This window comes from Streptomyces sp. NPDC005566, from assembly GCF_040605575.1.
Lineage (GTDB): Bacteria > Actinomycetota > Actinomycetes > Streptomycetales > Streptomycetaceae > Streptomyces.
The window spans coordinates 87,843-113,213 of the sequence record NZ_JBEXDB010000004.1 but is presented as its reverse complement, the minus strand read 5'-3'; the positions used below and the strand labels follow the sequence as shown (position 1 = coordinate 113,213).

Below are 25,371 nucleotides of genomic sequence, written 5' to 3'. Positions count from 1 at the left end.
TCACCGGCCGGCCCGGACAGTACCTCCGCCGTCGTCGGCCCGAGCATGCTGTCCGGCGGTGCGACCACGGTGGACAGCGAGTGATTGACGGGAACATTTGGGCGGTGTGACGATACGCCGATGCCTGGTCTGCACGCACGGATGGCTGTTCGCCGCGGTGACTTCACCGGCGCCGTCGTCGCTCGCTGTGCGGCGGAGGTGCCGTTCTACGGGGAACTGCCGCGCCGGACGCTCGAGGGCGAGGTGACGCGGTCGATCACGGCGGTGCACGACCTGCTGCTGCGGGCACTGCGTGAGGACGGCGTGATGGGACCGGGTGAACTGACCCGGCTCATCGAGTGGTCGGGGCGCCGGGCCGAGGAACGCGTCCCCCTGGAGGCGGTGATCGCCGCCTATCTCATCGGCGCCGAGGTGTGGTGGCAGGCCCTGTCCGAGACGGCGGAGCCCGAGGAGCTGACCGGGGCAGGAGCGAAGTTGCTGGCCTGTCTGCACGCGGCCATGCCTGCTGTCGTGCTCGCCCACCGCAATGCCCAGGAAGACATCCACAGTGAGGACAAGCGGGTACGGCGGGCGCTGCTGACCGCTCTGCTGGCCGGACAGCCGTACGTCGAGCTGGCTGAGGCGGCACGGGTCACCGTGGCCGGCGGGCATGAGGTCGTCGCCCTGGCCTTCGAGTCGAGTCCGCCGTCCAGGCTGGTGCAGTCGTCGCTGGAGGCCCTCGCGGGTGTCCCGGTGCTGATGGATCACGTCGCCGGGATCGCGCTGCTGCCCGGCAGTTGCGACCTGTCCGGGCTGCCGGATTCGCTCGGGAAGGACGTGGGGCAGTCCGTGTTCGCGGCTGCCGCCCCGGCCGTGGGGCCGGCTGCCGTTCCTGCCGCGGCGGCGGAGGCGGGGCGCGTACTCGAACTCGTACAGCGGTTGGGCCGGCCGCCCGGGTTGTACCGGCTCGACGACGTGCTGCTGGAGTACCAGCTCGCGCGTCCCGGTGACGCGCTGCTGCGGCTGGCGGCGAAGCTCGACCCCCTGGCGGACCATCCGTACCTGCTGGAGACATTGCGCGTGTTCGTCGACCACGGGCACAACCGCCGCCGGACCGCGTCGGAGCTGTGCATCCACCGCAACACGCTGGACTACAGGTTGCACCGGGTGAGCACGCTGACCGGGCTGGACCTCACAGTCCCTGCCGAGGCGCGGCTGCTCCAGGCGGCACTCGTCGCCACGGACCTCACCTGACCAGGAATCCCGGCTGCGGGACCCGACTGCGTGCCCCCGCGGCGGGCCGGGCCCGCCACTACAGCCAGGCCCGCAGCTCCTCCTGCCGCGGCGCGAGGACCGTACCGGTGTCCGGATGGTCGAAGACCATGACCGGCCGTCGTGCGTCCCAGGCGGACCAGCCGGGGTCTCCCGAGGTGGCGAAGGCGACCCAGGCCCTGTGCATGACGTCGGCAAGCGGCTGTGGGGCATCCGGCCCGGTCAGTGCTTCAGCCTGGCGCAGGTTGTCGAAGACGAAACCGATCTCCAGGGCATGGCACGCACCCAGTCCCAGGACCGGCGAACACCAGGCGAACTCGTAGAGGAACGTGCGGGCGGGCCGGGAGTCGGCAAGCCGGTTGAGAGGCCCGCGCAGCAGCAGGTCCGTGGCCATCTCACCGAGGATCACCCCCGGCTTCGCTCCGGGCCTGGCGGCCCGGTACAGCCGCGCCACCCGGCCTGGGATCCGGAACTTCAGAAGTGCCAGCCGCAGAGTGAGCCCGCTGACGCGGTCCACCGCTCCGCCGGGCACGAACCACAGTCGGTACTCCTCCCGGTTGCAGCCCAGCAGCAGGTCGACCGAGGGAAGTGGAGGATCGGCCGGTACGACGTCGTCGTCGACCACGATGTGGAAGCCGGGCCCGCCGGTGATCGGATCTGCCCTGCCGACCACCGCGTCCTGCACATCCAGCAGCCGCCCGCGGTTCACCGCGGCGAACTCCTCCGCCGTGGCGGGCACCCGTAGCTCCTTCGCCATCGCCCGCACGGTCTTCGCGCCCTGACCGCGCGTCACGGTCTGTGGCGGGCCGCTCTGCAGGATCGCCCGGTGGAACTGGCCGTCGGCACGCGGGCTCGTGATGAGGGCGGCGATACTGACGGCTCCGGCGGACTCGCCGCACACCGTGACGCGGTCAGGGTCTCCGCCGAATCCTGCGACGTTGTCCCGCACCCAGGTCAGGGCAGCGATCTGGTCCAGGAGGCCCCGGTTGTCGGGTGCGTCGGGGAACACGCCGAATCCCTCGACACCGAGCCGGTAGTTGATCGAGACGAGGACCACGCCGTCGCGCGCGAAGGCACGGCCGTCGTACAGCGGCATGGCCGTCGAACCGTTCCGCAGGGACCCTCCGTGGATCCACACGATCACCGGCAGTAGTCCGGCACCGGCATCGCCACCTGAATCAGGTGTCCAGACGTTGAGGTGGAGACAGTCCTCCCCCTTGATGTCGACCTCGGGAATCAACTGGTCCAGGGGCGGCCGGTAGGGGCGTTGCGGGGCGATCGGCCCGTGCTCCAGCGCGTCGCGCACCCCTTCCCAGGGCTCGACGGGCGCAGGGGCACGGAACCGGTGCACGCCGAAGGGCGCGGCGGCGTACGGGATCGCGAGGAAGGTGGCGATTCCTTCGCGGACGCGGCCTCGGACCTTCCCTTGGCAGGTCGTCGCGATGATGTCCATGTCCGTCCTTTCACGAGCGGTGCCGCCTTCCCTGCCGGGCGGCGGCAGGGAAGGCGGTGACGAGGGAGATCTGCGGGTTACGGGGTGGCCGTTACGTTCAGGGCCATGCTGTTCCGGCGGACGTCGGAATAGGTGGTGGTGTCGGTGCAGATGCCGCAGCCGGGGCCGAAGAACTGGGCACGGGCCGTCCGGTCGCCCATGAGATGGGCACGGAACCACGCGGTTGTCGGAGCGGCGAACGGACCGGGGTCGCCGACGACCGTGAAGTGGTCGGCCCCGCGCAGCTCGCCGTAGAGGGCAGGGATGTGGTCGGCGGCGTCGTAGAAGGCCTTCACGAGGAAGGGGAAGACGATGCTGTCCTTCTCCCCGGCCAGAAGGAGCGCGGGTACCTGCACCGCGTTGATGTTGGCCAGCGGACCGGGCTGGATCGGCAGGATGGTGTCGATGCGGGGGTCCGCGCCCACGACGATGGCGGCCGCACCGCCCTGGGAGTGACCCGATGCGCCGATGTGCTCGAGGTCGACGTGGTCGAGGAAGATGCTGCCCGGGTCGGCGTTCCTGCGGGTGAGCATGTCGATGCCCGCTCGCATGGAGATGCCGAGGTTCGACTGCGGGGTGTTCGCGGCGGCGACGATGAAGCCCTGACTGGCCCAGTGGAGCAGCAGGTCCCGGTAGACGAGGGGAATTCCGTTGGTGCCGTTGCCCCAGACGATGACGGGGTGGCGGCGGTCGCTGCTCGCGATGTCACGCGGGTAGTACAGGGTGGTGATCGCCCCGACTTCCACAGCGGTCGCGTAAGGGCCTGGGGCATCGAAGTCACCGGCGGCCGCGACCGTCGGTGCACCGACGGGCGTGGGCCCCGCCGCTGCGCCCGCGCCGGCCGACGCGGACAGGACGAGAGCGAGCGCGGCCAACGGGGCGAGCAGATTCCTTCTCCACAACACGGCGACTCCTGACGTCAGGGTGGACCGAGTGATTCATCCACATCACTTCGGTGTCTGACCGCACATCCTGTGCGAGTGGTCGGCGGCCGTCTCTGCGCAATCGCGGCAATCCCCGACGGCAGAGTTTGTGCACCGTGCCGAGAGTCGTGACCTCGGCGGTGGTGCCATGCTCGGTCCGGCCGCAGCCGCTGCCGGCCGAGTACGGACCTGACACCACGACCCTGGGCGCGAGTGCGTCCCGCCGTGCCGGCGGGAGGACCGAGCGGGCCAGGCGGGCCTCAGCCCCGCGTACATCCGGCTGCGGGAGAGCGCCGACGCCCTGCGCCAGGCAACGCCGGCCCGGGCCTCGCTGCCCGTCGGCACGCGCGAGGCAGTCACGCTCGATCAGGTTCGCGGCGACGTCCGCGGGCCGGAGCAGGGACCGCCCGGAGAGGCGGGTGACGCAGTCGAGCCGGTTGCGCACGGTGTTGCGGTGGCACTACAGGATTTCTGCGATTTCGGTGGTGGACCCGGTTTCGGAGTCCAGCCACGCCCCTTTTCCGGGTGCGGGCCTCGAGCTCCAACCGCACTGACGGCCCGTTCATACAGAGGACTCCTCGTCAGCCGTCCACCGCGGTGGTCGTGAAGCGGCCGCCGCAGATGTGGAGTTGGGAGGTGCGCAGGGTGAGTGCGTCCGTGGAACCCGGCGGATAGACCCGCAGGTAGTCGGGCCGGTCCCAGCATCCTGAGTCCTTGATGCCCTGGTTCAGAGTGTGCAGGGTGACGTGCGCGGTCCTGCCGGGACCGATTACCGTCTGCTCCAACATTTCGCCCTCACGCTCGGCCGGCACGCCGATCACACTGCCGTCACGCTTGATCAGTGAGACACCGGGGAAGCCACGCAGAGTGCATGGAGCCTCGGACGTGTTCTCGAACGTGAGCCGGTAGTAGATCTGCCCAGCCCTCGCCTCGGCACGGCCCAGGCTCATGGCCAGGCCTTCGGCCCCACAGCGCCGGGAACCCGGACCGGCTGCCGCAGGCTCCGAGCCGGCGGAGTCGTCGGGGGCGACCGCAACCGCGGCAGGGACGGAGGAGGACGTGGCGGAGGGACGTTCGTTGCCCGATGTGGCCCGCGTCGCCCCGGACGGTCCCGGCGGGGCCGAGGTACCGGTGCATCCGGCGGTGACGAGGGCGATCGATGCGATCGCGACCGGAGCAAGGACCTGCCGACGGAGCGTCCGAGCCCTCCGGTCCGTCCTCCGGCTCGGCGGCCGGAGCAATCGCGCGGACAGCGACGGGGTGGTGCGCGCGTGTGAGCCCATAGTTGTCGCCTGCTCAGTTTCGGGCCGTCCGAACCTCTCGTACGACAGGGCGCACCGTCCTGAAGGGTTGAGGCCGTTGCGGTTCCTTCCGCAGACGATGGCGGAGTCGATCTGGACCAGCCGGCCGATGTCCCCGAGAGCGTCTGCCAGGGCCTGGATCCGCTGCAGGGCCCGGGGGAGGACACCGGCGAAGGACGGACCCTATGAGCTGGTCCTGCACAGTTGCTGGTCCACGAGTGTGGTCATGGCCCGCTGGGTGTCCCGGCTCCCGTCGCTGGTGCCGTACACCACGGCGGTCCGGGTCCCGTGCCGGGTGGCGCCGGCCCAGGTCACGTAGCCGAGGAGCTCGCCCCGGTGACCGAAGTAGCTGCCGCCGCAGGACAACGGGATCTCGGCGAGACCGAGTCCGTAGTTCACACCCAGCTCGGGCGCGGGTGCGGTCGTCGTCATCTCGTCGAGCTGCGCCGGAGCCAGCAGTCGGCCGCCGAGCAGCGCGGCATAGAACCGGTTGAGGTCGTGCGTGGTGCTGATGATCGAGCCGGCGCCGACCGCCATACTCGAATTGAGTGCCGTGACGTCGGGGCCCGGGCCCGCATCGGTGTCGAACGCGGCGTAGGCCTGGGCGTGCGGGCCGATGATGAACGGGAAGGAGCCGGGCGTACTCGTGTCCTTCAGACCCAGCGGGCGGATGATCCGGTCCTTCACCTCCCGTGCCCAACTCCGGCCGCTGACCTGGTGAATGATCATCGCGGCGAGGATGTAGTTGGTGTTGGAGTACGACCAGCCCTTGCCCGGGTCGAAGTTCGGAGCGTGCCGCATCGCCGCTCCCACCAACTCCGCGGGGGTGTAGGTGCGGAACCACTCGGTCCGATAGCCGTCCGCGCTGTTCAGTGCGGGTATCTCCGGCCCGACGTCATGGATGCCGCTGGTGTGCTGCAGCAGCTGCCGCACGGTGATCCGGCTGCCGTCGTTGCCGTTGCCCCGGACCACTCCCGGCAGCCATTGCTCGACGGTGTCCTCCAGGGACATCCGCCCCTCGCCGACGAGTTGCAGCACGACCGTGGCGGTGAACGTCTTGGTGGCGCTGCCGATCCGGAACCTGCCGTTGCGTGGCATCGGCCTCCTGGTGTTCGTCCCGGCCGTCCCGGCACGCGCGCTGTCATGTCCGACCGGTGACGTCACCTCGGCGAACACGCCGACGGTCCCCGTGTCATGGATCGCGTCCACCTGCTGTTGGAGCGAATCGGTCGGCTGGGGCTTCGCCGCCGCCGACAGCCCGGTTGACGCGGTGAGGATTACCACGGCCAGGCCCGTCAGCGCGATCAGGTCCCGCCGACGCCTTGCTAACACGTACATGATGATCTCTCTTCGGTTCGGGTTGCCTGCGCGTCCGGTTCCATCCCACCAGCGGGGAGTCGATGGGCCCATCCGGCTGTCCCCCTGACGTGCCGACACGCTGTCCTCAGGGCGGTGCAGGGGGCTGCCCCCCGTAGGAACGGCCGAAGCGAGGGGCCCGGAGTCCTCTCGGACTCCGGGCCCCTCGCCTTCCTGTGTACGGCCGGTCAGCGACCGGCCTGTGGTTCAGGTCCTCACTTGAGGGCGTAGGCCCGGGTGATGGTCTGGACGGTGCGGCTGCCCGCGGAGTCCCAGGCCTCGGTCTTGAGAGTCACGAAGCCGTTGGTGTCCGCAGCCTTGGGGTGCCACAGCAGCGCCTGGAAGGAGTTGTCGTCCTTGCGCAGCATCGCGGCGGACTTCCAGGTGGCGCCGTCGTCGTAGGAGACGGAGACCTTGGCCCCCGCCATCGCGGTGGAGCCGGTCCAGCCCGTGGGGCGGCCCGCGTCGACGGTGAAGGTGTACGGCAGTCCTGCCCGCGCCTGGTTGAGCTTGTCCAGCGGCAGGTCGTAGTCGAGCAGGATCACGGGCATGGACTCACAGACCTTGGGCGCGGGAATGAACGCCGTGTCGCAGTCCTTGATGGCCATGGTGGTCGGTGCCGCCTGGCTGAAACTCCACTCGGTGTGCGTCTGGCGGCCCAGAGTGACGCCCGGGAGACCGGTGAGCTTCTGGTCGAGAACGTACCGGTAGTCCGCCTTCTCCGGCACCAGCTGTCCGAAACCGGTGATGGGCTTTCCGTTGAGGTAGTAGCTCCAGGTGTTCGTCCTGCCCGTGAGGTAGTGGTCGGCCTCGTCGTCACCACCGTTGCCGCTGGGCATGCGCTGCCAGACGTCGGTGCGGCAGAACACACACGGCCCGAAGTCGTTCTGGGCCGTGCGCACCGGGCCGGCGAACCAGCTCCGGGTGTAGGACTTGCCCGGGGTGCCGTAGGCGGCGCGTGCGCCGTTCATCCACCAGACGGTGGAGTTGAAGTCGGCCGTAGTGGTGGGCTGGTACGTCACCCCGGTACCCGCCACGAAGTAGTCGTCGCGGGTGGTGCCGTGGTAGAGGGGCTGCGCGACGGCGACCGTGGTCACCTGCTGGGGGCCCCAGACGTTCATGTACTCGGCGCCCATGCGCCGGGCGCCGTCGGAGTGGAACGTATTGGCTACCTTGGCGAAGTCCTTGACGTCGGCGGTCTTGGCCAGGTCGGTGGGGATCCGGTCGTCGGTGAAGTGGGGGTGGTAGACGTAGCCCGATTCCTGGACACCCTTGAGCACGATCCGGACCTTGCCCTTGGCCAGCAGGCCCTTGAGGGTTGCGGCGTTGTCGTACGAGGCGTGGGCGACCGGGATGGTCTGACCGACGGGGACGCCGCTGCCGCTCGGGCCGGGGGCGGCAGGGGCCACGATCATTGCGGCAGCTCCGGCAGCCGCGGCCCTGTCGGCCTGGCCCTCGGCCTCGGTGACGTCGGCCACGGTTACCAGTACGGTCTTGCCCTTGACGTCGGCACCGGCGAAGTCCTGCTCGGTACCGGCGCCCAGGTCGACCAGGTCGGTGCGCTTGGTGCCTGCGAAACGCTTCGCGTTCACCGAGGACTTCAGCGGGATGGTCACGTGCCCAGGGCCCGTCACCTCCAGCTGGACCAGCGGTTCACGCAGGGCCATGGAGGTCTCCAGGCGCAGCGCGCCGGTGGTGGCCCCGGGGCTGGGGACGGCACCTTGCCTGAAGTCGGCGAGGTTGAGCAGGTTGCCGATGCCGGCGAAGCTCGGGTACCCGCCTGCGGTACCGGCCTCACGGAAGATGAACGAGGTCACCTGGCCGTTCTCCAGTGGCCGCTTCTCGCCCTTGATCTTCACGCTGAGGTCGGTGGCGGTGGTGCCGTCGACGGTGAAGGTCTGGTCCCGGTCACTCACCTCGATGTCGGGCACGGTGAACAGGTCGCCCGCGTAGGAGACCGCACCCCCGGCGGGGTCCGCCGTGTAGAGCGTGCCTTCGATGGAGTAGTGGCCGAGCGGTACGGACAGGGTGGTGGTGCCGTTGCCGTACATGGTCTGGCTCTGCCAGACGGTGTTGTCGATCCCGTGCAGGGTGAACCTGAGCGCCTTGGGGGTGTTCCCGAAGCGGTCGGTCACGTTCAGCGTGACCTCGTGCTGCTCGACGGAGGTGACGAAGCCGAGCGCGGCGTGCACCGACTCACCGCTTGTGGCGGTAGCGGTGATGGATCCGCTGTAGTGGCTGGTCTTCAGTCCGTTGGGGTCGAGGGTGACCGTGACCTCGGCGGTGGAGCCGGCCGGGACGGTGACCCGGCCGTCGGCCAGTCCCGCTCCCGAGAGGGCCAGCGTGCCGGCGGGGACCTCGGCGCCGCTCTTGTCCTTGACTGATGCGGCCAGGGTCACGACGGTGTCGCTCGTGGCGTTGTTGCGGAGCGTGAGAGTGCGGTTCCGCTTCTCGTACGTGCCCTTCTGCCACGGGATCACTCGGAAGTCGGCCGTGCCGGACAGCTCCAGTGACGGGTCGAGCGCGGCGGGGATGTCGACCCTGCCGTAACCCTGCTGGTAGACGGTCTGCTCGGGCGCCGACTTGGCGTGCGCGGTCAGGACCTCTTTGATGCGCTGCCCGGTCCAGTCGGGGTGGTGCTGCTTGAGGATCGCTGCGGCACCGGCCACGTGCGGGGTGGCCATCGAGGTGCCGTTGGCGGAGGTGTAGTTGTCGTCCACGGGGGTGCCCATGGTGGTGCCGGCCGCGCGGGCGGCGACGATGGCCACACCCGGGGCGGTGATCTCGGGCTTCATCGCCATGTCCCCGAGCCGCGGGCCGCGGCTGGAGAAGTCGGCGAGCGCGTCGGACTTGTCGACGGCGCCGACCGTGAGGGCCGCGTCGGCGGCACCGGGGGTGCCGAGGGTCGACTCGCCCTTCCTGCCGTCGTTGCCTGCCGCGATGACGAACAGGGTGTCGGAGGAGGCACTGAGCGAGTTGACCGCCTTGGTCATGACGTCTTCGCCGGGGGTGTCGGCGCCGCCGAGGCTCATGCTGATGACGTCGGCGCCCTGCGCGACCGCCCACTCCATGCCGGCCAGGATGCTGGAGGTCGGACCCTGACCGGTGTTGCTGAGCACCTTGCCGATCAGCAGGTCGGCGCCCGGGGCGACGCCCTTGTACGCGCCGTCGGCGTTGGCGCCGCTGCCCGCGACGGTGGCCGCGACGTGGGTGCCGTGGCCGTGGCCGTCCTGGACCGTCTGGCCGTCGATGAAGCTCTGGCTGGCAACGATGTCGGACTTGATGTCGGCGTTGTTCAGGTCCGCACCGGTATCCAGGACGGCGACCTTCACGCCCTTGCCGTCGTACCCCTTGGCCCATGCCTCCGGGGCACCGATCTGCGGCACGCTCTTGTCCAGCGAGACCTTCGCCCGGCCGTCGTACCAGACCTTGGCCACCCCGGCGGTACCGGGTACGACGCTGTTCTCGCCACTGCGGGTCAGCGAGGTGGTGGGCTTGACCGCCCGCCAGAATCCCTTGGCGCCGTCCTTGTCGACCTGGACGGCGGACAGGCCCAGCTTCGGCAGGACGCGCCGGGTGTCGCTGCCCGGCAGCGCTCCGGCCTTCTGCTTCAGCGTTGCGGCAGCCGGCGTGCCCTTGAAGTCGACGATGGCCGGGACCTTGTCGGTCTTCGCGTCGCCGTAGCCGTCCCTGATCATCCGGCTGATGTTGAACAGTTCGCGGTCCACCGTCTCCGAGGCGATGGCGGCCGTCGTGTCGTCCGGATAGACGTACAGGTCACCGTTCTGCCCGCTCGCGGTCTCGAACGTCTTGGACGTCCCGGCCGCCGACATGATGCTGACCGCCTGCCTGCCGTCCGCCTCGGTGGTCAGTGCCACGGTGTCCCCGGTGATCAGGGTCAGTGTCGACGTGGTCGTGGTCTTCTTCTCGGTCGTGGGCTGCACGAGGGAGCCGCTCTGCGGGGTCGCCGCAGCAGCTGCTACCGGTAGCTGACTCGTGAGTGACAGGGCGACCGCCACTGCCACTCCGCCGACGGCAGCGGTACGCCGCCGTCTCTCGCGGAATATGTACATCAGGTTCCTTTCACACGCTCGACAGGCCGGCGCGCCAAAGAAAGTGATGCCGGAACGGGCTTGGTGGTGACCAGCCCAAACGTCCGTACGATGCCGCGCCGCCCGGGAACCTAACCGGCAGGTGGCGGGCGGATCCATAGGTACCGTGGCGCATCTGCGCCACATGGCGCTTTGTTGCCACGAGCCGTCGCGCGGGTCAACCCTGTCGGCGCCCTGTGACCGGGTCGTGAACCTCCGTGATCCAGCCCAGCCGGGCGGCCTGCCATCCCAGCTGCATGCGGCTGGAGACGCCTGCCTGGTCCATGAGGCCGTGCACCCGCCGGTTCACCGTCCGCTTGCCGATGCCGAGCTGGCGTGCGATCGCATCATCGGTGAGGCCCGAGAGGAGAAGGGTCAGCATCTGGGCGTCCGGCTGCGTGAGAGGCCCCTGATCGGAGACGGGGTCCAGCGGCAGCGCGCTCGCCCACACCATCTCGAAGAGGGCGAGCAGTGCTTCGAGGAGCGGGCCGGGGTGGATCAGGAGGGCAACCTGCGGCAGTTGCGCCTCCTCGGCCCGCAAGGACACCAGCGCCGCGGATCTGTCGACGATGACCAGTTTGAGCGGAACCTGGTTGAGTACACGGGCCCGTTCGCCGGCGTCGACGTACTGCTTTATCTCGTGGATCGCACCGGTCTCGGCGACCGCCAAGCGGTCGTACACGGTCCGGTACCTGACCCCGGCCGTCAGTTGGTCGAGCTCGGCCGCATTGAGGTCCTCGGACACCAGGTACGGCGGTGCGTCGAACCTCAGCACCTGCTTACGGGCACTGCGCTGGATCTGCTCGTACCGGAGCGCCAGGCAGTCCTCGGGAACGATCTCGGCGATCTCCTCCAGGGCAGCCGGGCCCGAGGCAGTCTTCCGGTACTCCTTGGCGAGCCGGTCCATGACGCCCCGGGCCGTCCGGAGCTGGTTCATCCGCAGCAGCAGGAGCTCCTCTCCGGCGATGTCGGGAGGAGAGGGAACCACCTGCGCGGGTCTCTCGTCGGTGAGGGTCACCAGACCTTTGGCGACGAGCCCCTGTGTCGCTTCCACCGTCTGTGCATGGCTCAGGTTGAGCCGCTGCCGCATCTGATCGGTGCGGATGCGCCCCGACCTGACGAGAAATTGATACATCTGCGACTCGCTCGTGCTCAGCCCCAGCGTCTCCAGCATGTGCGCCCTTCCCCTCGAAGACCAGCAGAGGATAGCGGGGCGCCGGACAAGCCGTTGGCCGAAGACAGCAGGTGAGAAGGTACGGGAACACGGCCGGTCACGGCCCGCGTACGGCCCCGTGCATGCCTTCGGCCGGGCTGTCACGGCATCCGCACTTTTCGGTCCCGCACGGGCCGTCCCTCGCGCAAGGCAACGAGCCGTGGCTGCCGCAGCCCGCGTCCTGGGCCGCCCTGACCGTCGCCGCGCAGGCCGCCGATCCCGACTCCGCACTCGTCCTCGACCGGAAGGCGCTGGCGTTGCGGAAGCGGCTCCCCGCGTTCGGCGACGGGCCCCTGGCCTGGTGGTCCGAAGGCGGCCGTGCGCAGGACGGCGTCCTCGCGTTCACCCGGGGCGCTGACGGGAAGCTCGCCTGCATCGTCAATCAGTCCGGGCGGAGCATTCCCCTGCCGGACACCACGGAGGTGCTGCTGACCAGCGGCCCTCTCCGCAGCGGTGCCGTCCTGCCTCCGGACACAGCGGTCTGGCTCCGGCGGGAATGACCGCGGGGCCGTTGGGCGACCGGAGGACCGAAAGGCGTATTTCTGGCATACCTCACCAGAGGTTTCTGTTCATTCCGATCGAAACGATCAATTCCGTCGATTCCATTGAGCAGTTGAGCGCATGCGTGCTAAAAACCGCCTTACTTCCACGCGAACTCCCGTTCCTCTCCCGGCCTCCGGAGCACCTATGACGCCCCCTCCCCCGCCCCCTTGGTCCCGCCGCACTTTCCTCGCGGCGACCGGCGGCACCGCAGTCGCCGTCGGCCTAGCAGAAACCGGCACCGCCGCGGCGGCCCCCCGCGGCACGGCCACGGCTGCCGCGGAGGCCGACGAGGATTTCGTCGCGCTGCGCGCCAAGTGGCGCACCCTGATCCTCGGCGAGGGTTTCAGTCCGACGGCTGAGCCGTTCCGGTCGAAGCTCACCACGCTCGGCACCCAGGCAACCGGCTTCCGCGCCACCATGGCACCGGCTACCGGTTCTCTCTGGCCCGGCCTCGATTACGCGGATCCGACCCCGGGCACCGACCAGGAGTCGTACGGCTACTCCGCCCGGATGAACGACAGTTTCACGCGGCTGAGCACGATGGCCCAGGCGTATGCCCAGCCCGGGACGGGTGTCACCGGTGACACGGCGCTGCGGGACGCCGTGATCACGGGCCTGGACCACCTGTGCTCCGACATCTACAGCGCGGAGCGGGCGCCGTTCGGCAACTGGTGGAACTTCCAGATCGGCTCACCGCAGGCGCTCCTCGACACCGCCGTGCTGCTCCACGACCACCTCTCGGCCGAGCAGGTGGCCGTCTACTGCCGGTCCGTGGACCGCTTCCTTCCCGACTCGGCCGTGGCGAAGTACACCGGCACCAGCACCGGTGCCAACCGTGTCGACCTGTGTCGCGGGCTCATCCTGCGCGGCGTCGTCGGCGGCAGCGCGGCCAAGATCGAAGTCGGCCGTGACGCGCTGTCACCCGTCTTCCCCTACGTGACGTCCGGCGACGGCTTCTATGCCGACGGTTCGTTCGTCCAGCACACCGATGTCCCGTACATCGGGGGTTACGGGGCGGTGCTCCACGACGGCCTCGGACGGTTGTTCACGCTGCTGCGGGACTCGACGTGGCAGGTGGACGACCCGGGCAGCCAGCTGTTCCTCGACACCGTCGAGAAGGCCATCGCCCCGTTCATCTACGACGGCCTGATGATGGACAACGTCTCCAGCCGCGGGATCAGCCGCGGTCTGACGGAGGCCGACTCCTTCCAGCTCCCGCAGGACGACCACACGCGCGCGCACAGCGTGATGGCCTCGGTCGTCCTGGTCGGCCAGGGCGCGAGCGCCGAGGAGCAGGCGCGCTGGAACTCCATGGTCAAGGGCTGGCTCCTGCGGGACTCCTACGGTCCCGCGCTGAAGAACCCGAAGCTGAGCCTGGTCAACACGGCGCGGCTGCAGAAGCTGTACGACGACGACACGGTCCGGGCGTCGCCCGAACCGAGCGAGCACCGGGCCTTCCCCAACATGGACCGTGCCACCCATCGCCGCCGCGACTGGGGCGCATCCGTCAGCATGGCCTCCGCCCGCATCGCGCACTACGAGTTCGGCAACGGGGAGCACGCCCGGGGCTACCACACCGGCTCGGGCTGGCTGTCCTGGTGGGGCGGCGACCACGGCCTCGCCCAGTACTCGGACACCTTCTGGCCGACCGTCGACCCGTACCGGCTGCCCGGTGTCACCGTCTCGAAGAAGCAGCTTCCGGACGGGTTCGGTGGCAACTGGGGCAACCCGAAGCCGGACACCACCTGGGTGGGCGGCACCACCGACGGCGAGTTCGGCACCACCGGGCAGCACCTGCGGGGCGTCGGCAGCACGATGACCGCGAAGAAGTCGTGGTTCTGGCTCGACGACTCCGTCGTCTGCCTGGGCGCGGGCATCACCTCGGCCGACGGCGCAGCGGTGGAGACGGTGATCGACAACCGCAACCTCGGCGCGTCGGGCACCGCCGCGCTCACCCTCAACGGTATCCCGCAGTCGGGCGCGCAGGGTTGGCACACCACCCGGGAGCACACCAGGTGGGCGCACATCGAGGGGCACGCAGGCTACGTCTTCCCGGAGGCGGGCGGCAGCCGGGTGAGCGCACTGCGCGAGGAGCGCACCGGCGCGTGGAAGGACATCAACGCCGGCAGTTCCCCCGCCCCCTTCACCCGGCGCTACGTGACCCTGTGGCAGGACCACGGCACCGACCCGCAGGACGCCTCCTACGCGTACATCCTCATGCCCGGCGCCGGAAAGATCCGTACCGCGGCTCGCGCCCTCGACCCGCTGTGGCTGCAGATCCTTGCCAACACCCCGCAGCAGCACGGCATTCGCGTCCCTTCCCTCGGCTTCACCGGAATCAACTTCTGGGCCGCGGGTACGGCCGGCAAGGTCACGGCCGACGCACCGGTGAGCGTGCAGATCCGGGAGAAGCGCGACGGCACGGCGACGGTCTCGGTGGCGGACCCGTCCCGCAGCGTCAAGAGCCTCACCCTGACCTGGCGCCGACCGGTCGCCTCCGTCCTCTCCAAGGCTCCCGCGGTCACCGGTGCCCGGACGGGCTCCTCCCTGACCCTGACCTTCGGTGACCTGAGCGCCACCGCCGGCGCGACCCACCGGGTCAAGGTCCGCACGGCCTGACACCAGGGCCCCGCGCCGGGCAGGGCGGCCTCGGTACGGCCGGGCCCGCCCTGCCCGGCGCATCCTCGTTCATCTCACCTCGGAGGACGAACCATGCGCCCATCCCTTCTCGCCGCCACCGCCGCGGCCTTCGCCTGGTGTCTCGTCGTGGCCCACCCCGCAAGCGCGTCCGTGATCTGGAACGGTGACGCCTCCGCGGGTACGGCCGTGTTCGACGGCGTCCTGTGCGACTCCCCCGGCAGCGTCACCGCCCAGGACAACAGCGACGGCCGGGGCACCGTCTTCAAGTTCAACAAGCCCCTCGGGCTGCTACGTTGCGAGGCGCACGGCCTGTCGGTGGGCGGCTCCCGCTACACCTTCAAGAACAACAGCACGTACTACCTGGGCTGGGACACCTCCACCAACACCCCGGACGCGGGGACGATCTTCCAGTGGAAGTCCTACGGCACCAACGACCAGCACCAGCAGAACTACCCGGTGCTCATGAAGGTCGAGGGCGGAGTCCTGAAGCTCTTCCACATCGAGGTGGGCGAGGTCTGGACCCTGAAGTGGTCCACCCCGGTGACGACCAGCACGTACAAGCGAATCGTCCTCGGCATCCACACGTCCGACACCGCCTCCGCCGGCTGGGTCGAGGCGTACTACAACGGAGCGAAGGTGGCCGAGTTCTCCGGTCGTACCTGGGACGACCTGGGCAACGACACCCGGTGGGGAAGTTACGGCGCCGAGGTGCAGGACAAGCGGGTGATCAACTGGATCGACGGGCTGAAGGTCGGCACCAGCTACGCGGACGTGGCGTCCTAGCCGTTTCCACCCGTGAGGGCCGGCGCGGCATACCGCCGCGCCGGCCCCCACGCTTCACCTGGCGAGGCCCGCGGTCCACAGGGTCTGCCGGCTCACGGCGGACAGGCCGGGCAGCACCGTCCTGCCGGGCGCGGGCGGGATGTCGGTGAACGAGGGCACCGCGAGTACCCGACACCCCGCGGCCTCGGCGGCCGCGACGCCGGTCGGGCTGTCCTCCACGGCCAGGCACGCCGCCGGGTCGACACCGAGGGAACGTGCCGCCGCACGGTAGGGGTCGGATGCGGGCTTGGTGCGCGGCGTCTCGCCCTCGGCGACCGTCGTGCGGAACCTTTCCGCACCGAGCACCTTGAGCACGGCGTCCACGACGGGCCTGGGGGATGCCGAGACCAGGGCGACAGAGATGTCCAACTCCGCGAGCAGATCGAGGAGTTCGAGGGCACCGGGCAGCACTTCGGTCTCGCGCTCGACGGCGGCCAGGAAGGCCGCGTCGAGTTCCCCCGCCACGGATGCCTCGCTGCGGCCGGTACCGGAGACGTGGTGGAGACGGGTGGCTGTGTCCGCGACGGCGCGGCCGAGCACGAACGGCAGGTCCTCCTCGCCCAGTTCGTGACCGAGTCCGTCCGCGGTCTCCCGGACGGTCCGCAGCCACAGGGCCTCGGTGTCGACGAGTGTGCCGTCCATGTCGAGGAACACGGCGTGCGGGGCGGCGGCGAAGGGCCTGCCGTCCAGCGTCCAGTGGCGGTCGGGGTGCCGGCCGAGCGAGGCGAACACCTGGGGTGCCACATCGACATGGCGGACGGTACGGGGAGCACTTCCGGCGTCGATGCCGGGTCCCGCGGCGATCAGCCACGCGGTGCGTTCCGCCTCCGAGCGGCCGCCGTGCCCGCCCGCGTCCACGTGGCCGTGGTCGGTGACGACGAGGTACGTCCAGTCCTCGTGCTCGTACGAGGGCCGCGAACGAACGGCTTCCAGGAGCTGCCCCAGTCGCTCGTCGGCCGCCAGGACGGAACGGTCGTACTCGCTCCCGCAGCCGAGGAAGTGCGCGGTCTCGTCGGGGGCGCCGAGGTAGACGAAAGAGGCCTCCGGATCGTCATCGGAGAGGACCCGTACGGCTTCCTCCGTGATCTGCGCGTCGCACTTCTCCCAGCCCGCCGGGGTGTCCGCGTCGGGTGATACGTACGCGGCCCTGGCCGGGGCCTGGAAGAGCGGCCCGCCGCCGCGCGCGAGCATCAGGGGCTCCCACCCGGCCGCGACGAAGGTACGGCGCCCGTCCCCTTCCGCGAGCCGGGTCGCGAAGTCGGGGAAGACACGGAGGCGGTGGCCGCTGAAGTCGTTGCTCCACACGCCGTGCTTGGCCGCGGTCACCCCGGTCACGACCGTGGCCCAGCAGGGACCCGACATCGTCGGGGTGTCCGCGTCGATCGCCACCGGCGCCAGGAAGCCCTGCTGGGCGAGGGCGTCCAGGTGCGGGGTCCGCAGTCGGCGCAGCGTGTCGAGACGTACGCCGTCGATGCCGACGACGAGGACTCGGCGGGCACGGCCAGGCATAGGGGTGGTCCTTCCGGTCGGGCGGCCGGTCACGGCGGTCGGCCGTGCCGCATGCGGGGTGTTCCTCAGGCGGAGCGGTCGAGCTCGTCGGGGCCGACGCCGTACGCGAAGGGCGCGCCCTGTGCGTACCTCTCCACCTCGTCGACCGCCCAGTGCGTCATGCGGCCGATCTCGTTGCCGAGAGAGCCGGCGATGTGCGGGGTCAGGAGCACATTGGGCAGGTGGTACAGCGGGGAGTCGGCGGGAAGGTGGTCCGGGTCGGTCACGTCGATGACGCCGTGGATCCGGCCGGAGACGAGTTCGTCGGTGAGGGCGCGGGTGTCGACGAGCGAGCCGCGCGCGGTGTTGACGAGCGTGGCCCCGTCGGCCAGCAGCGCCAGTCTGCGGGCGTCGAACATGCGCCACGTCTCGGGGAGTTCGGGTGCATGGATGGACACCACATGGCTGCGCCGGACGAGTTCGTCGAGCCCGACGCGCTCCACACCGAGGGCCGCTGCGTCCGCTCGGTCGACGTACGGATCGTGCAGCAGGACCGTGAGGTCGAACGGGCGCAGCAGCTCGATCACGCGGCGGCCGATCCGGGAGGCGCCCACGATCCCGATGACGCGGCGGTAGTTGCCCCGGCCCGCGAAGTGCGGGAGGAGTTCGAAGGCGCCCCGGGCCTCGCGGTACTGGCGGGCGGCGCCGAGAACCCCCTTGTTGGCGAACAGGATGGCGGCCAGGGTGAATTCGGCGACGGGCAGTGCGTTGGCCGCGGCGGCGGACGAGACGGTGATGCCTCGCGCCCACACGGCCTCGGTGACGTGGTGCTTGATCGAGCCCGCCGCGTGGACGACCGCACGCAGCCGCGGCATGAGGCCCAGCACGTCGTCGGTGAGTTGCGGGGATCCCCAGTGGGTGAACAGGACCTCGGCGGCGGCGAGGGCCGCCGGGTCGGCCGTCGCGTAGTCGGTGACCAGGAGTGAGGTGTCCACGGCCGCGATGTCCGCCAGCCTGTCGAGGCCGCCTTCGAGGAGCAGCGTGCGGTGGACGTCCCCGCCCATGGCGAGCAGGGTGACGGGTCGCCGGACGCCGGGGGTGTGGTCGGGGCTGTGCAGGACGGTGCCTTCCGGTACGAGCACGGTCACTTCACCGCGCCCGCGGTGAGGCCGGAGCGCCAGAACCGCTGAAGGGCGATGAACGCGACGATCAGCGGGATGACGGCGATGAGCGAGCCGGTGATCACCAGCGAGTAGAACTCGGGCTGTTGGGCGGTGGTGGTGTTCCACATGAACAGGCCGAGGTTGACCGGGTAGAGGGAGTCGTCGTTCAGCATGACCAGGGCGCCGAAGAAGTTGTTCCAGCTTCCGGTGAAGGAGAACAGGAAGATGGTCATGAAGCCGGGGGCGAGCATCGGCAGCGAGATCCGGCTGAAGATCCGCAGTTCGCCCGCTCCGTCGACCCGTGCCGCCTCCAGGACCTCGCCGGGCACGTATCCCTCGGAGAAGACCCGTGCCAGATAGACGCCGAACGGGTTGACCAGGGCGGGCAGCAGGATCGCCCAGTAGGTGTTGACGACTCCGGCCTTGGAGGCCAGCAGGTACATGGGCAGCTGGATGACCGTGGCCGGCACCAGGACCCCGCCGAGCACCAGGCCGAACAGTTTCTCCTTGCCGCGGAAGTCGTACTTGTCGAAGGCGTAGCCGGTGGCGGTGCACAGGAAGGCCGACGCGGCCGAGCCGACCACGGAGTACAGGAGGCTGTTGCCGAACCACCGCAGGTAGATGCCGTCGTTGTAGGTGAGGACGTCGTGGATGTTGGAGAAGAGGTTGAAGTCGCCGAACGAGAAGCCGCCGGTGGCGAACAGGTCGCGGTGGTTCTTCGTCGCTGCGAAGAACAGCCAGCTGACCGGCATCAGCATGTAGAAGGCGGCGAGAAGCAGGATGCCGTTGACGACGCCCTTGGAGAGCAACTGCGTCGGCCCGCGCCGCCGGCCGGCCGTGGCGGGGGTGCGCTCGGCGGGAGTGGCCGGCGCGGGGGCGGGGGCGGATGCCTTGGTGACCGTGTGAGTGCTCATGCGGACTTCCACCGGTTTCCGAGCTTGGTGACGATGTACGAGAGCAGCACGCCGAGGGCGGCGAGCATCAGGGACGCGGCGGCGGCCAGGCCGTAGTCGTGCTGGACGAAGCCGGCCTTCCAGATGAAGAGGGTCGGCGACCACTCGGTGTCGACGGACGAGGTGCCCCGCTGGTTGAAGAGCTTGGGCTCGGTGAAGAGCTGGATCGCGCCGACGCAGGTGAAGAGCACGGTCAGGACGACCGCGGAGGCGATCATCGGCACCTTGATCCGGAGGGCGGTGCGGACGGCGCCGGCCCCGTCGACGACGGCGGCCTCGATGACTTCTCGCGGTACTGCCTGCAGTGCGGCGTAGAAGATCACCATGTTGTAGCCGATCCACTGCCATGCGGTGAGGTTGACCATGGAGGAGAGCACATGGTCGTCGCTGAAGAAGCTCCATGTACCGCCGAGAGCGCCGATCCAGTCCAGTACCGGGCTGAGTCCCGGTGTGTAGAGGTAGATCCACAGGATCGAGGCGATGAGGCCCGGCACCGCGTGCGGGAGGAAGATCGCCAGCTGGAAGAACTTCTTCGCCCGGGCGAGGGCCGAGTCGACGAGCAGGGCCAGCCCGAGCGCGGCCCCGATCATGACCGGGATGTACAGCGCGCAGTAGACCGCGATATGCAGGAAGGACTCACGGAAGCCCTGGTCGGACAGTGCGTTGGTGAAGTTGTCGAGGCCCGCGAACGCCCGCTCCGCGCCACCGAATCCGAGGCCCGTGGAGGCGCGTTCCTGGAACAGGCTCATCCACACGGCGTAGATGATCGGGGCCGCCATGACAGCGGCGAAGAGCACGAAGAACGGAACGATGAACAGAGCCGCGGCGCCGCGCTGGTTCTGCTTCAGCCGGGACGTGCCGGCGCGGGGCGTGCCGGCACGCGCGGGGCGCGCGGCTTTGAGGACGGGTGCTGCCACGGTGGGCTCCTTGGCGGGTGGGCGCTGCGGGGAGGGTGGTCGTCGGGGGCGGGCCGCGGTCGGTCGCGGCCGGCCCCCGACGGGTCACTTGGCGAGCTTGAGCCCGCGGTCCTCGATGCCCGACTCCGCCTTGCGCTGGCCGGCGACGACTCCGCCGCTGAAGCCGCTCCTGGCCGAGGCGTCCTGCACCGCCGTGTAGACGTCCATCTGGTTCGGGCCCCAGGTCCAGCCGGGGACGATGGTGTCGACCTGCTCGGAAGCCAGCCCGTAGATGTCCTGGCCCTTGAAGTACGAGGTGTCGAACTGCGCGGCGGCGACCTCACGCATCTCCGGGTTGGCGGGCAGGGCGCTGCTGGGGGACTTCTTGTCGCTCAGCCGGGCCTTGACCGCGGCGCCGTCGGTGGTGACCCACTTGATGAACTCGGCCGCTGCCTCGGCGTGCTTGCTGCCCTTGAGGACGCCGTAGGAGGTGCCGCCGTAGTTGCCGCTGGCGGGGGTGCCCCAGTTGGGCATGGGCGCCGCGGCCCACTTGCCCTCGAGGTCGGGCAGGGAGGTCTTCATGCCGCCCGCGGACCAGGAGGCGCCGAGGAAGCTGAGGGTCTTGCCCTCGATCCGGGCCTTGGTCTCCTCCGGGCTCCATCCGGTGTAGGTCTGCACGAGGTCGTTCTTGATCAGCCCGTCCCAGTAGGCGGCGACCTTCTTGGAGCCGGCGTCGTCGACGGCGGGCTTCCACGCCTCACCCTTGATGGAGAACCACTTGCTGTCGGCCTGCCAGGCGAGTGCGGCGAGCAGCGCGGGGTCCGACTTGGGCATCGAGGCGAGTCGGACACTCTTGTCCTGCTGCTTGACCTCGGCAGCGGCCGTCTCGAACTCGTCCCAGGTCTTGGGGACTTCGATGCCGTACTTCTTGAACAGGTCGGTTCGGTAGTAGTACAGCTGCGGCGCGGCGTCGAAGGGGACCGTCCAGGTTCTGCCGCCGAAGTTGACCAGGTCCTGGATGGGCTGGGGGAACTTCTCCTTGACCGTGTCCCCGGCGAGTTCGGTGAGGTCGACCAGGTTTCCCTGGCTGGCGAACTCCGGGACCATCTGGTATTCGATGGTGGCCACGTCGGGCGCGTTGCCGGCCTTCACGGCGTTGGCCAACTTGCTGTAGCCCTCGGCGGAGCTCGGGATCTCCGTGAACGTGACCTGGATGTCCTTGTGGGTCCGGTTGAACTCTTCCGCGGTCGCCTTGGCGCCCAGGGTCCAGGTCCAGTAGTCGATGGTGACCGGCTTGCCGTCCGAAGCGGCGTCGGCCGAGCCGTTGTCCCCGCCGCAGGCTGTGGCGAGCAGCCCCAGAGCGGCGAGGGAGGAAACGGCGGCTATACGGAACGAACGTGAAGTGCGCGACATTGCACGGCTCCTACGAGACCTCGTACGGGCGAGAGGCGAACGAGGAACATCATTTGCGCAACATCGATCACAGTCAAGAGAGAACGCGCATAACAATCACATCGATCAGGTTGCGATCACCTTGATGCTCACTTCGCCCCTTCGTTCGCTCCGCAGGATGCTCGGACCCGCAACTCGGGCAGCAGATCGAGGTGCTGGCGCGGTGTCGGCGTCCGGCCCGACGAACGCTCGGCCAGGCGCTGCAGAAGCAGCTTCGCCGCCAGCTCACCGACCGCGCGGGTGGGTGGCGCGACCGCGGTCAACGGCACGTCGGACAGCCCGGCCACCTCGTCGTCGTACGCGATGAGGGCCAGGTCGGAGGGGATGCTGATGCCGCGCGCCCGCAAGCGCGGGACCAGCACGACCGCGTCCTCGTCGCTGTGGACGAGGGCCGCGGTGACCCCCCTGTTCTCCACCGCGTCGACCAGGTAGTCCGCGATCTCGTCGTACTCGCCGTGCCCCCTGATGGCCGGTGATCCGGCCACGGGCGTCAGCCCGAGCGCCTCCACGGCGGCCAGGTACCCCGCGGTGATCTGCGCGGCGTGCGGCCCTTCCTGGAGTACGGCGGCGACCGCACGGTGGCCGAGTTGCGCGAAGTGACCGACTGCTTCCGCCGCACCGTGGGACCGGTCGGTGCGCACCCGGTCGAGCACCGCGGCGGGGTTGCCCGCGGGCGCCGAGCGCTCGATGAGCACAGCCGGGACGGAACACTCCAGCAGCCATTTCTCCTGGCCGTCGGCCGGTACACCGCCGAACCAGCTGGGAGCGATCAGCAGGCCCTCGGCCCCGCCCGCCAGGAGGTGTTCCGCCTGTACGGGGTCCTCGGTGTCCACGTAGCCCGACATCCCGAGCACCAGGCGGCCCCCCTGGGCCTCAACGGTCTCGCGCGCCCCCCGCACGATGTCCGCGAAGATCAGAGTGGTGGTCGGCACGATCATTCCGATCACCGCACCCTCGGCCGTCGGCGGCTGCGGCACCGCCTCCGCGGTGGTCTGCTCCGTCGGCCACACCACGGCCCCGTGCAGCCGCTGCACCCTTCCCTGGGCCGCCAGAGCCTCCACGTCCCGCCGCAGGGTCACCGCGGAGACCCCGAGCTCGGACGCCAGCTCGGCAACCCGGAGGCTGCCACGTTCCCGGACGAGTTCGAGCACCCGCTCGTGGCGCTGGTCGACGTGCAGACGCATGGGCTCCCCCTGGGGCAAGGCCGAACGGAAGCGAAGAGTGGCTCCGCGCAGGTCACTGTATGTCGAATAGCGTATCGAACGTTTGCGTTCAATACGATCGTTCCGGTGCGGAGCTCCGTCGCTTCTTCGAGCCGGCCCGTAGGTCCCGGAGACGCCCCGCGCGCGTGCCGGCAGACCTGGTCGAAGGCCTGACGTGCCTCGATGTACGCAACGGCGGCCGCAGGACACGGGACGGAGCGGTTCACAGCGGGAGGCCTCCCGGCGACCCGCCCCAGGGCTGTCCGGCTCAGCCGGACCGACAGGGCGGTGAGAATTTACCAGCAGTGGTGATCAGGACCCACGCGCCCGGCCGGGTCGGGCTCCTAGCGTGGACGCAGGGCGGGACCGATCAAGGGCCGCGGCCGACAGGCGGGTCCGCCACCACGCCCGAAACACTCGTCCTGCCCGACCCTTCCACGAGAGAGTCACCGTGCCCATTCGCCCCACCGCCGCGCAACTGGCCTGGCAGCAGGACGGCTTCGGGCTGTTCCTCCACTTCGGGATCAACACCTTCAACGGGCAGGAGTGGAGCGACGGTTCGCTCGACCCTGCCACGTTCGATCCGACGGGACTCGACGCCCGGCAGTGGGTCGGGACGGCGGTCGCGGCAGGCGCCGCGTACGTCGTCCTGACCGCCAAGCATCACGACGGCTTCTGTCTCTGGCCTACCGGCACCACGGACTACTCCGTCGCCGCGTCGCCCTGGCGCGAGGGCAGGGGGGATGTGGTCGCCGAGCTGGCCGAGGCATGCCGCGAGGCAGGCATCGGCCTCGGGCTGTACCTCTCGCCGTGGGACCGCCATGCCGACTGCTACGACGATCCGGAGGCCTACGACGCCTTCTATCTGCGGCAGCTGACCGAACTCTGCACCGGCTACGGCCCGCTGCACGAACTGTGGTTCGACGGTGCGGGCTCCGAGGGACGTACGTACGACTGGGACGCCGTCATGGCCGTCGTCGACGAGCACCAGCCGGACGCCATGGTCTTCAACATGGGCCGCCCGACCATCCGGTGGGTGGGCAACGAGGACGGGCTCGCCGCCGACCCGTGCCGGTACACGGTCGATTCGACGGGCATCAGCGTGTACGACGACGACACGACCCGGCTGGGCGGGCTCCGGTACCTGCCGCCCGAGTGCGACGTACCGATCCGCAGCAACTGGTTCTGGCAGCCGGACGACCTGGACACGCTCAAGGGCCTCGACCACCTGCTGGCCATCTGGTACCACTCGGTCGGACTGGGCGCCGGGCTGCTCCTGAACGTTCCGCCCGACCGCAGCGGACGGATCGACCCCGCCGACCGGCAACGGCTGCTGGAACTCCGCGAAGAGCTGGGGCGCCGGTTCGCGCGGCCGGCGACCGCCGCGCTGGTCGCCGGGGCGGACGGCACTGTGGTGGCTCGCTTCCCGGAGCCGGTGGTTCTGGACCATCTGGAACTGCGGGAGGACCTGTCCGACGGTCAGCACGTCGACGGACACCAGGTATGCGCCGACGGCCGCGTCCTCGCGTCCGGCCACACCGTCGGTGTGCGCCGGCTCCATGCCTTCCCTGCCGTCGAGGTCCGCGAGCTCCGTATCCGGTTGGCGGGAGCGCACGCACGCCTGCTCGCGGTCCGCGGCTTCCGCACGGGCCACGGCACCGAACCCGTGCGACCTGAGCCGCACACACCCGTGGAGAAGCTGGACGGCGGCCGTCCCAGCTGAAAGCCTCACGGCCGAGGCGCGGAAAGCGCGACGACAGAGCCACGTCCTGCTGAAGCACCTGCGGAAGCACCAGACCGAGGCCGACGAGGAGGACACGATCGACACCGCCGAAGTGGGCCGGCACCCGCTGGACTCCGCCAGCATCATGAACGCGAGGAACACCCTCCTTGAACTTCTGGGCCGCGCCGGAGTCTTCCGGGACGAGGCCGAAGAGCTGATCGCGCTCGTCGAGGCCGGCGCGATCGCGGACGCGCACAGCGAGGTCGGAAAGGCGGAAGGCGTCCCGGACGACAAGGAGGAGGCGTACGCCACCGGCCGGCACGACGGCGCCCGGGCCGTACGTGACGAACTCGGCCGCATCGCCGAGCGGGCCCTCGATCGTGCCATCGGCCCGGCGATGTCCGGTTCGGCGGGCGGCACCGTACGGGGCCATCACCCGGTCGGGCAGGTGGACGTGGAGCGCGCCAAGGTCGCCGTGACGCCGCTCAGTCGTGCCTTCAGTGACGTCTCGGGCCTCGACCCCGAGGTGTCGGACGAGGTCCTCACCGCGGTGCTCGGCACGATGAGCGTCGTGGGACGGGTCGGCTACGCGGGACGACTGGAGCAGTTCACCGAGTCCCATCGAGAGCGGCTCGCGCAGGTGTACGCGCGGTACGGTCCCGGCAGCCGCATCGCCGTCCACGGCCGTTACTCCCTGCTCCACTCCCCCACGAGCATCGCCGTACTCGAGCGACTCACCGCCGCACCAGCTGCTCTCCGGGCGGAATGGGAGCACGCGGAACTGCCTCCGGCATGGCTGGAAGGACTCGCGACCGCCTGGCGCGCGTCGGAGACTCCGCCGGGGTGACACCCCACCCGGGCG

The 25,371-nt window shown here is 69.8% G+C and carries 18 protein-coding genes; 6 read left to right on the top strand and 12 right to left on the bottom strand.

Annotation, left to right across the window (positions count from 1 at the left end; genetic code table 11):
• Positions 1 to 120 precede the first annotated feature (120 nt).
• Positions 121 to 1,233 (top strand): helix-turn-helix domain-containing protein, encoded by a 1,113-nt coding sequence (locus ABZS61_RS07725; RefSeq protein ID WP_356417250.1) that lies wholly within the window; start codon positions 121 to 123, stop codon positions 1,231 to 1,233.
• A 58-nt stretch (positions 1,234 to 1,291) separates the two neighbouring features.
• Here ABZS61_RS07725 and ABZS61_RS07720 read toward each other — a convergent pair whose 3' ends face one another.
• The 6 genes from ABZS61_RS07720 to ABZS61_RS07695 all read right to left on the bottom strand — a co-directional run bounded on the left by ABZS61_RS07720 (position 1,292) and on the right by ABZS61_RS07695 (position 11,588).
• Complete coding sequence (locus ABZS61_RS07720; protein WP_356417249.1) at positions 1,292 to 2,704, bottom strand: carboxylesterase family protein; 1,413 nt, start codon at positions 2,702 to 2,704, stop codon at positions 1,292 to 1,294.
• Between the two features lie 77 nt (positions 2,705 to 2,781).
• Positions 2,782 to 3,648, bottom strand: coding sequence for an acetylxylan esterase (locus ABZS61_RS07715; RefSeq protein ID WP_356417248.1), 867 nt, complete (start codon positions 3,646 to 3,648; stop codon positions 2,782 to 2,784).
• A 599-nt stretch (positions 3,649 to 4,247) separates the two neighbouring features.
• On the bottom strand, positions 4,248 to 4,949 hold the full coding sequence (locus ABZS61_RS07710; protein ID WP_356417247.1) for a DUF4232 domain-containing protein: 702 nt from the start codon (positions 4,947 to 4,949) through the stop codon (positions 4,248 to 4,250).
• 201 nt (positions 4,950 to 5,150) lie between these two features.
• The gene (locus tag ABZS61_RS07705) at positions 5,151 to 6,305 is read right to left on the bottom strand and encodes a serine hydrolase domain-containing protein (protein WP_356417246.1); all 1,155 of its coding nucleotides are present in this window, start codon (positions 6,303 to 6,305) and stop codon (positions 5,151 to 5,153) included.
• A 233-nt stretch (positions 6,306 to 6,538) separates the two neighbouring features.
• Positions 6,539 to 10,396, bottom strand: coding sequence for a S8 family serine peptidase (locus ABZS61_RS07700; RefSeq protein ID WP_356417245.1), 3,858 nt, complete (start codon positions 10,394 to 10,396; stop codon positions 6,539 to 6,541).
• A gap of 196 nt (positions 10,397 to 10,592) precedes the next feature.
• Positions 10,593 to 11,588: a helix-turn-helix domain-containing protein gene (locus tag ABZS61_RS07695; protein ID WP_356417244.1), complete on the bottom strand. Its 996-nt coding sequence runs from the start codon at positions 11,586 to 11,588 to the stop codon at positions 10,593 to 10,595.
• Between the two features lie 122 nt (positions 11,589 to 11,710).
• On the opposite strand from ABZS61_RS07695, the gene ABZS61_RS07690 reads away from it, so the two are divergent.
• The 3 genes from ABZS61_RS07690 (at position 11,711) to ABZS61_RS07680 (ending at position 15,593) form a co-directional block, all read left to right on the top strand.
• Complete coding sequence (locus ABZS61_RS07690) at positions 11,711 to 12,127, top strand: DUF3459 domain-containing protein (RefSeq protein WP_356417243.1); 417 nt, start codon at positions 11,711 to 11,713, stop codon at positions 12,125 to 12,127.
• A gap of 187 nt (positions 12,128 to 12,314) precedes the next feature.
• Positions 12,315 to 14,789: a polysaccharide lyase 8 family protein gene (locus tag ABZS61_RS07685; protein WP_356417242.1), complete on the top strand. Its 2,475-nt coding sequence runs from the start codon at positions 12,315 to 12,317 to the stop codon at positions 14,787 to 14,789.
• Between the two features lie 93 nt (positions 14,790 to 14,882).
• Positions 14,883 to 15,593, top strand: coding sequence for a hypothetical protein (locus ABZS61_RS07680; protein ID WP_356417241.1), 711 nt, complete (start codon positions 14,883 to 14,885; stop codon positions 15,591 to 15,593).
• A gap of 54 nt (positions 15,594 to 15,647) precedes the next feature.
• Here the strand turns inward: ABZS61_RS07680 and ABZS61_RS07675 are convergent, their stop codons facing one another.
• The 6 genes from ABZS61_RS07675 to ABZS61_RS07650 form a co-directional block, all read right to left on the bottom strand.
• A complete protein-coding gene (locus ABZS61_RS07675) occupies positions 15,648 to 17,141 on the bottom strand; it encodes an HAD-IA family hydrolase (protein ID WP_356417240.1) in 1,494 nt (497 codons plus the stop codon).
• Positions 17,142 to 17,206: 65 nt separating this feature from the next.
• Positions 17,207 to 18,184, bottom strand: coding sequence for a hydroxyacid dehydrogenase (locus ABZS61_RS07670; protein WP_356417517.1), 978 nt, complete (start codon positions 18,182 to 18,184; stop codon positions 17,207 to 17,209).
• Between the two features lie 80 nt (positions 18,185 to 18,264).
• The gene (locus ABZS61_RS07665; protein WP_356417239.1) at positions 18,265 to 19,197 is read right to left on the bottom strand and encodes a carbohydrate ABC transporter permease; all 933 of its coding nucleotides are present in this window, start codon (positions 19,195 to 19,197) and stop codon (positions 18,265 to 18,267) included.
• Positions 19,194 to 20,153, bottom strand: coding sequence for a sugar ABC transporter permease (locus ABZS61_RS07660; protein WP_356417238.1), 960 nt, complete (start codon positions 20,151 to 20,153; stop codon positions 19,194 to 19,196). Before ABZS61_RS07660 ends, ABZS61_RS07665 begins: the two co-directional genes overlap by 4 nt.
• Positions 20,154 to 20,237: 84 nt before the next feature.
• Positions 20,238 to 21,545: a sugar ABC transporter substrate-binding protein gene (locus ABZS61_RS07655; RefSeq protein WP_356417237.1), complete on the bottom strand. Its 1,308-nt coding sequence runs from the start codon at positions 21,543 to 21,545 to the stop codon at positions 20,238 to 20,240.
• A gap of 128 nt (positions 21,546 to 21,673) precedes the next feature.
• Positions 21,674 to 22,768, bottom strand: coding sequence for a substrate-binding domain-containing protein (locus ABZS61_RS07650; RefSeq protein WP_356417236.1), 1,095 nt, complete (start codon positions 22,766 to 22,768; stop codon positions 21,674 to 21,676).
• Between the two features lie 469 nt (positions 22,769 to 23,237).
• On the opposite strand from ABZS61_RS07650, the gene ABZS61_RS07645 reads away from it, so the two are divergent.
• Positions 23,238 to 24,509 carry an alpha-L-fucosidase gene (locus ABZS61_RS07645; RefSeq protein WP_356417235.1) on the top strand — a complete coding sequence of 424 codons (1,272 nt, stop codon included), beginning with the start codon at positions 23,238 to 23,240 and terminating at the stop codon, positions 24,507 to 24,509.
• Positions 24,510 to 24,654: 145 nt separating this feature from the next.
• Positions 24,655 to 25,356: a hypothetical protein gene (locus ABZS61_RS07640; protein WP_356417234.1), complete on the top strand. Its 702-nt coding sequence runs from the start codon at positions 24,655 to 24,657 to the stop codon at positions 25,354 to 25,356.
• The last annotated feature ends 15 nt before the right edge of the window (positions 25,357 to 25,371 follow it).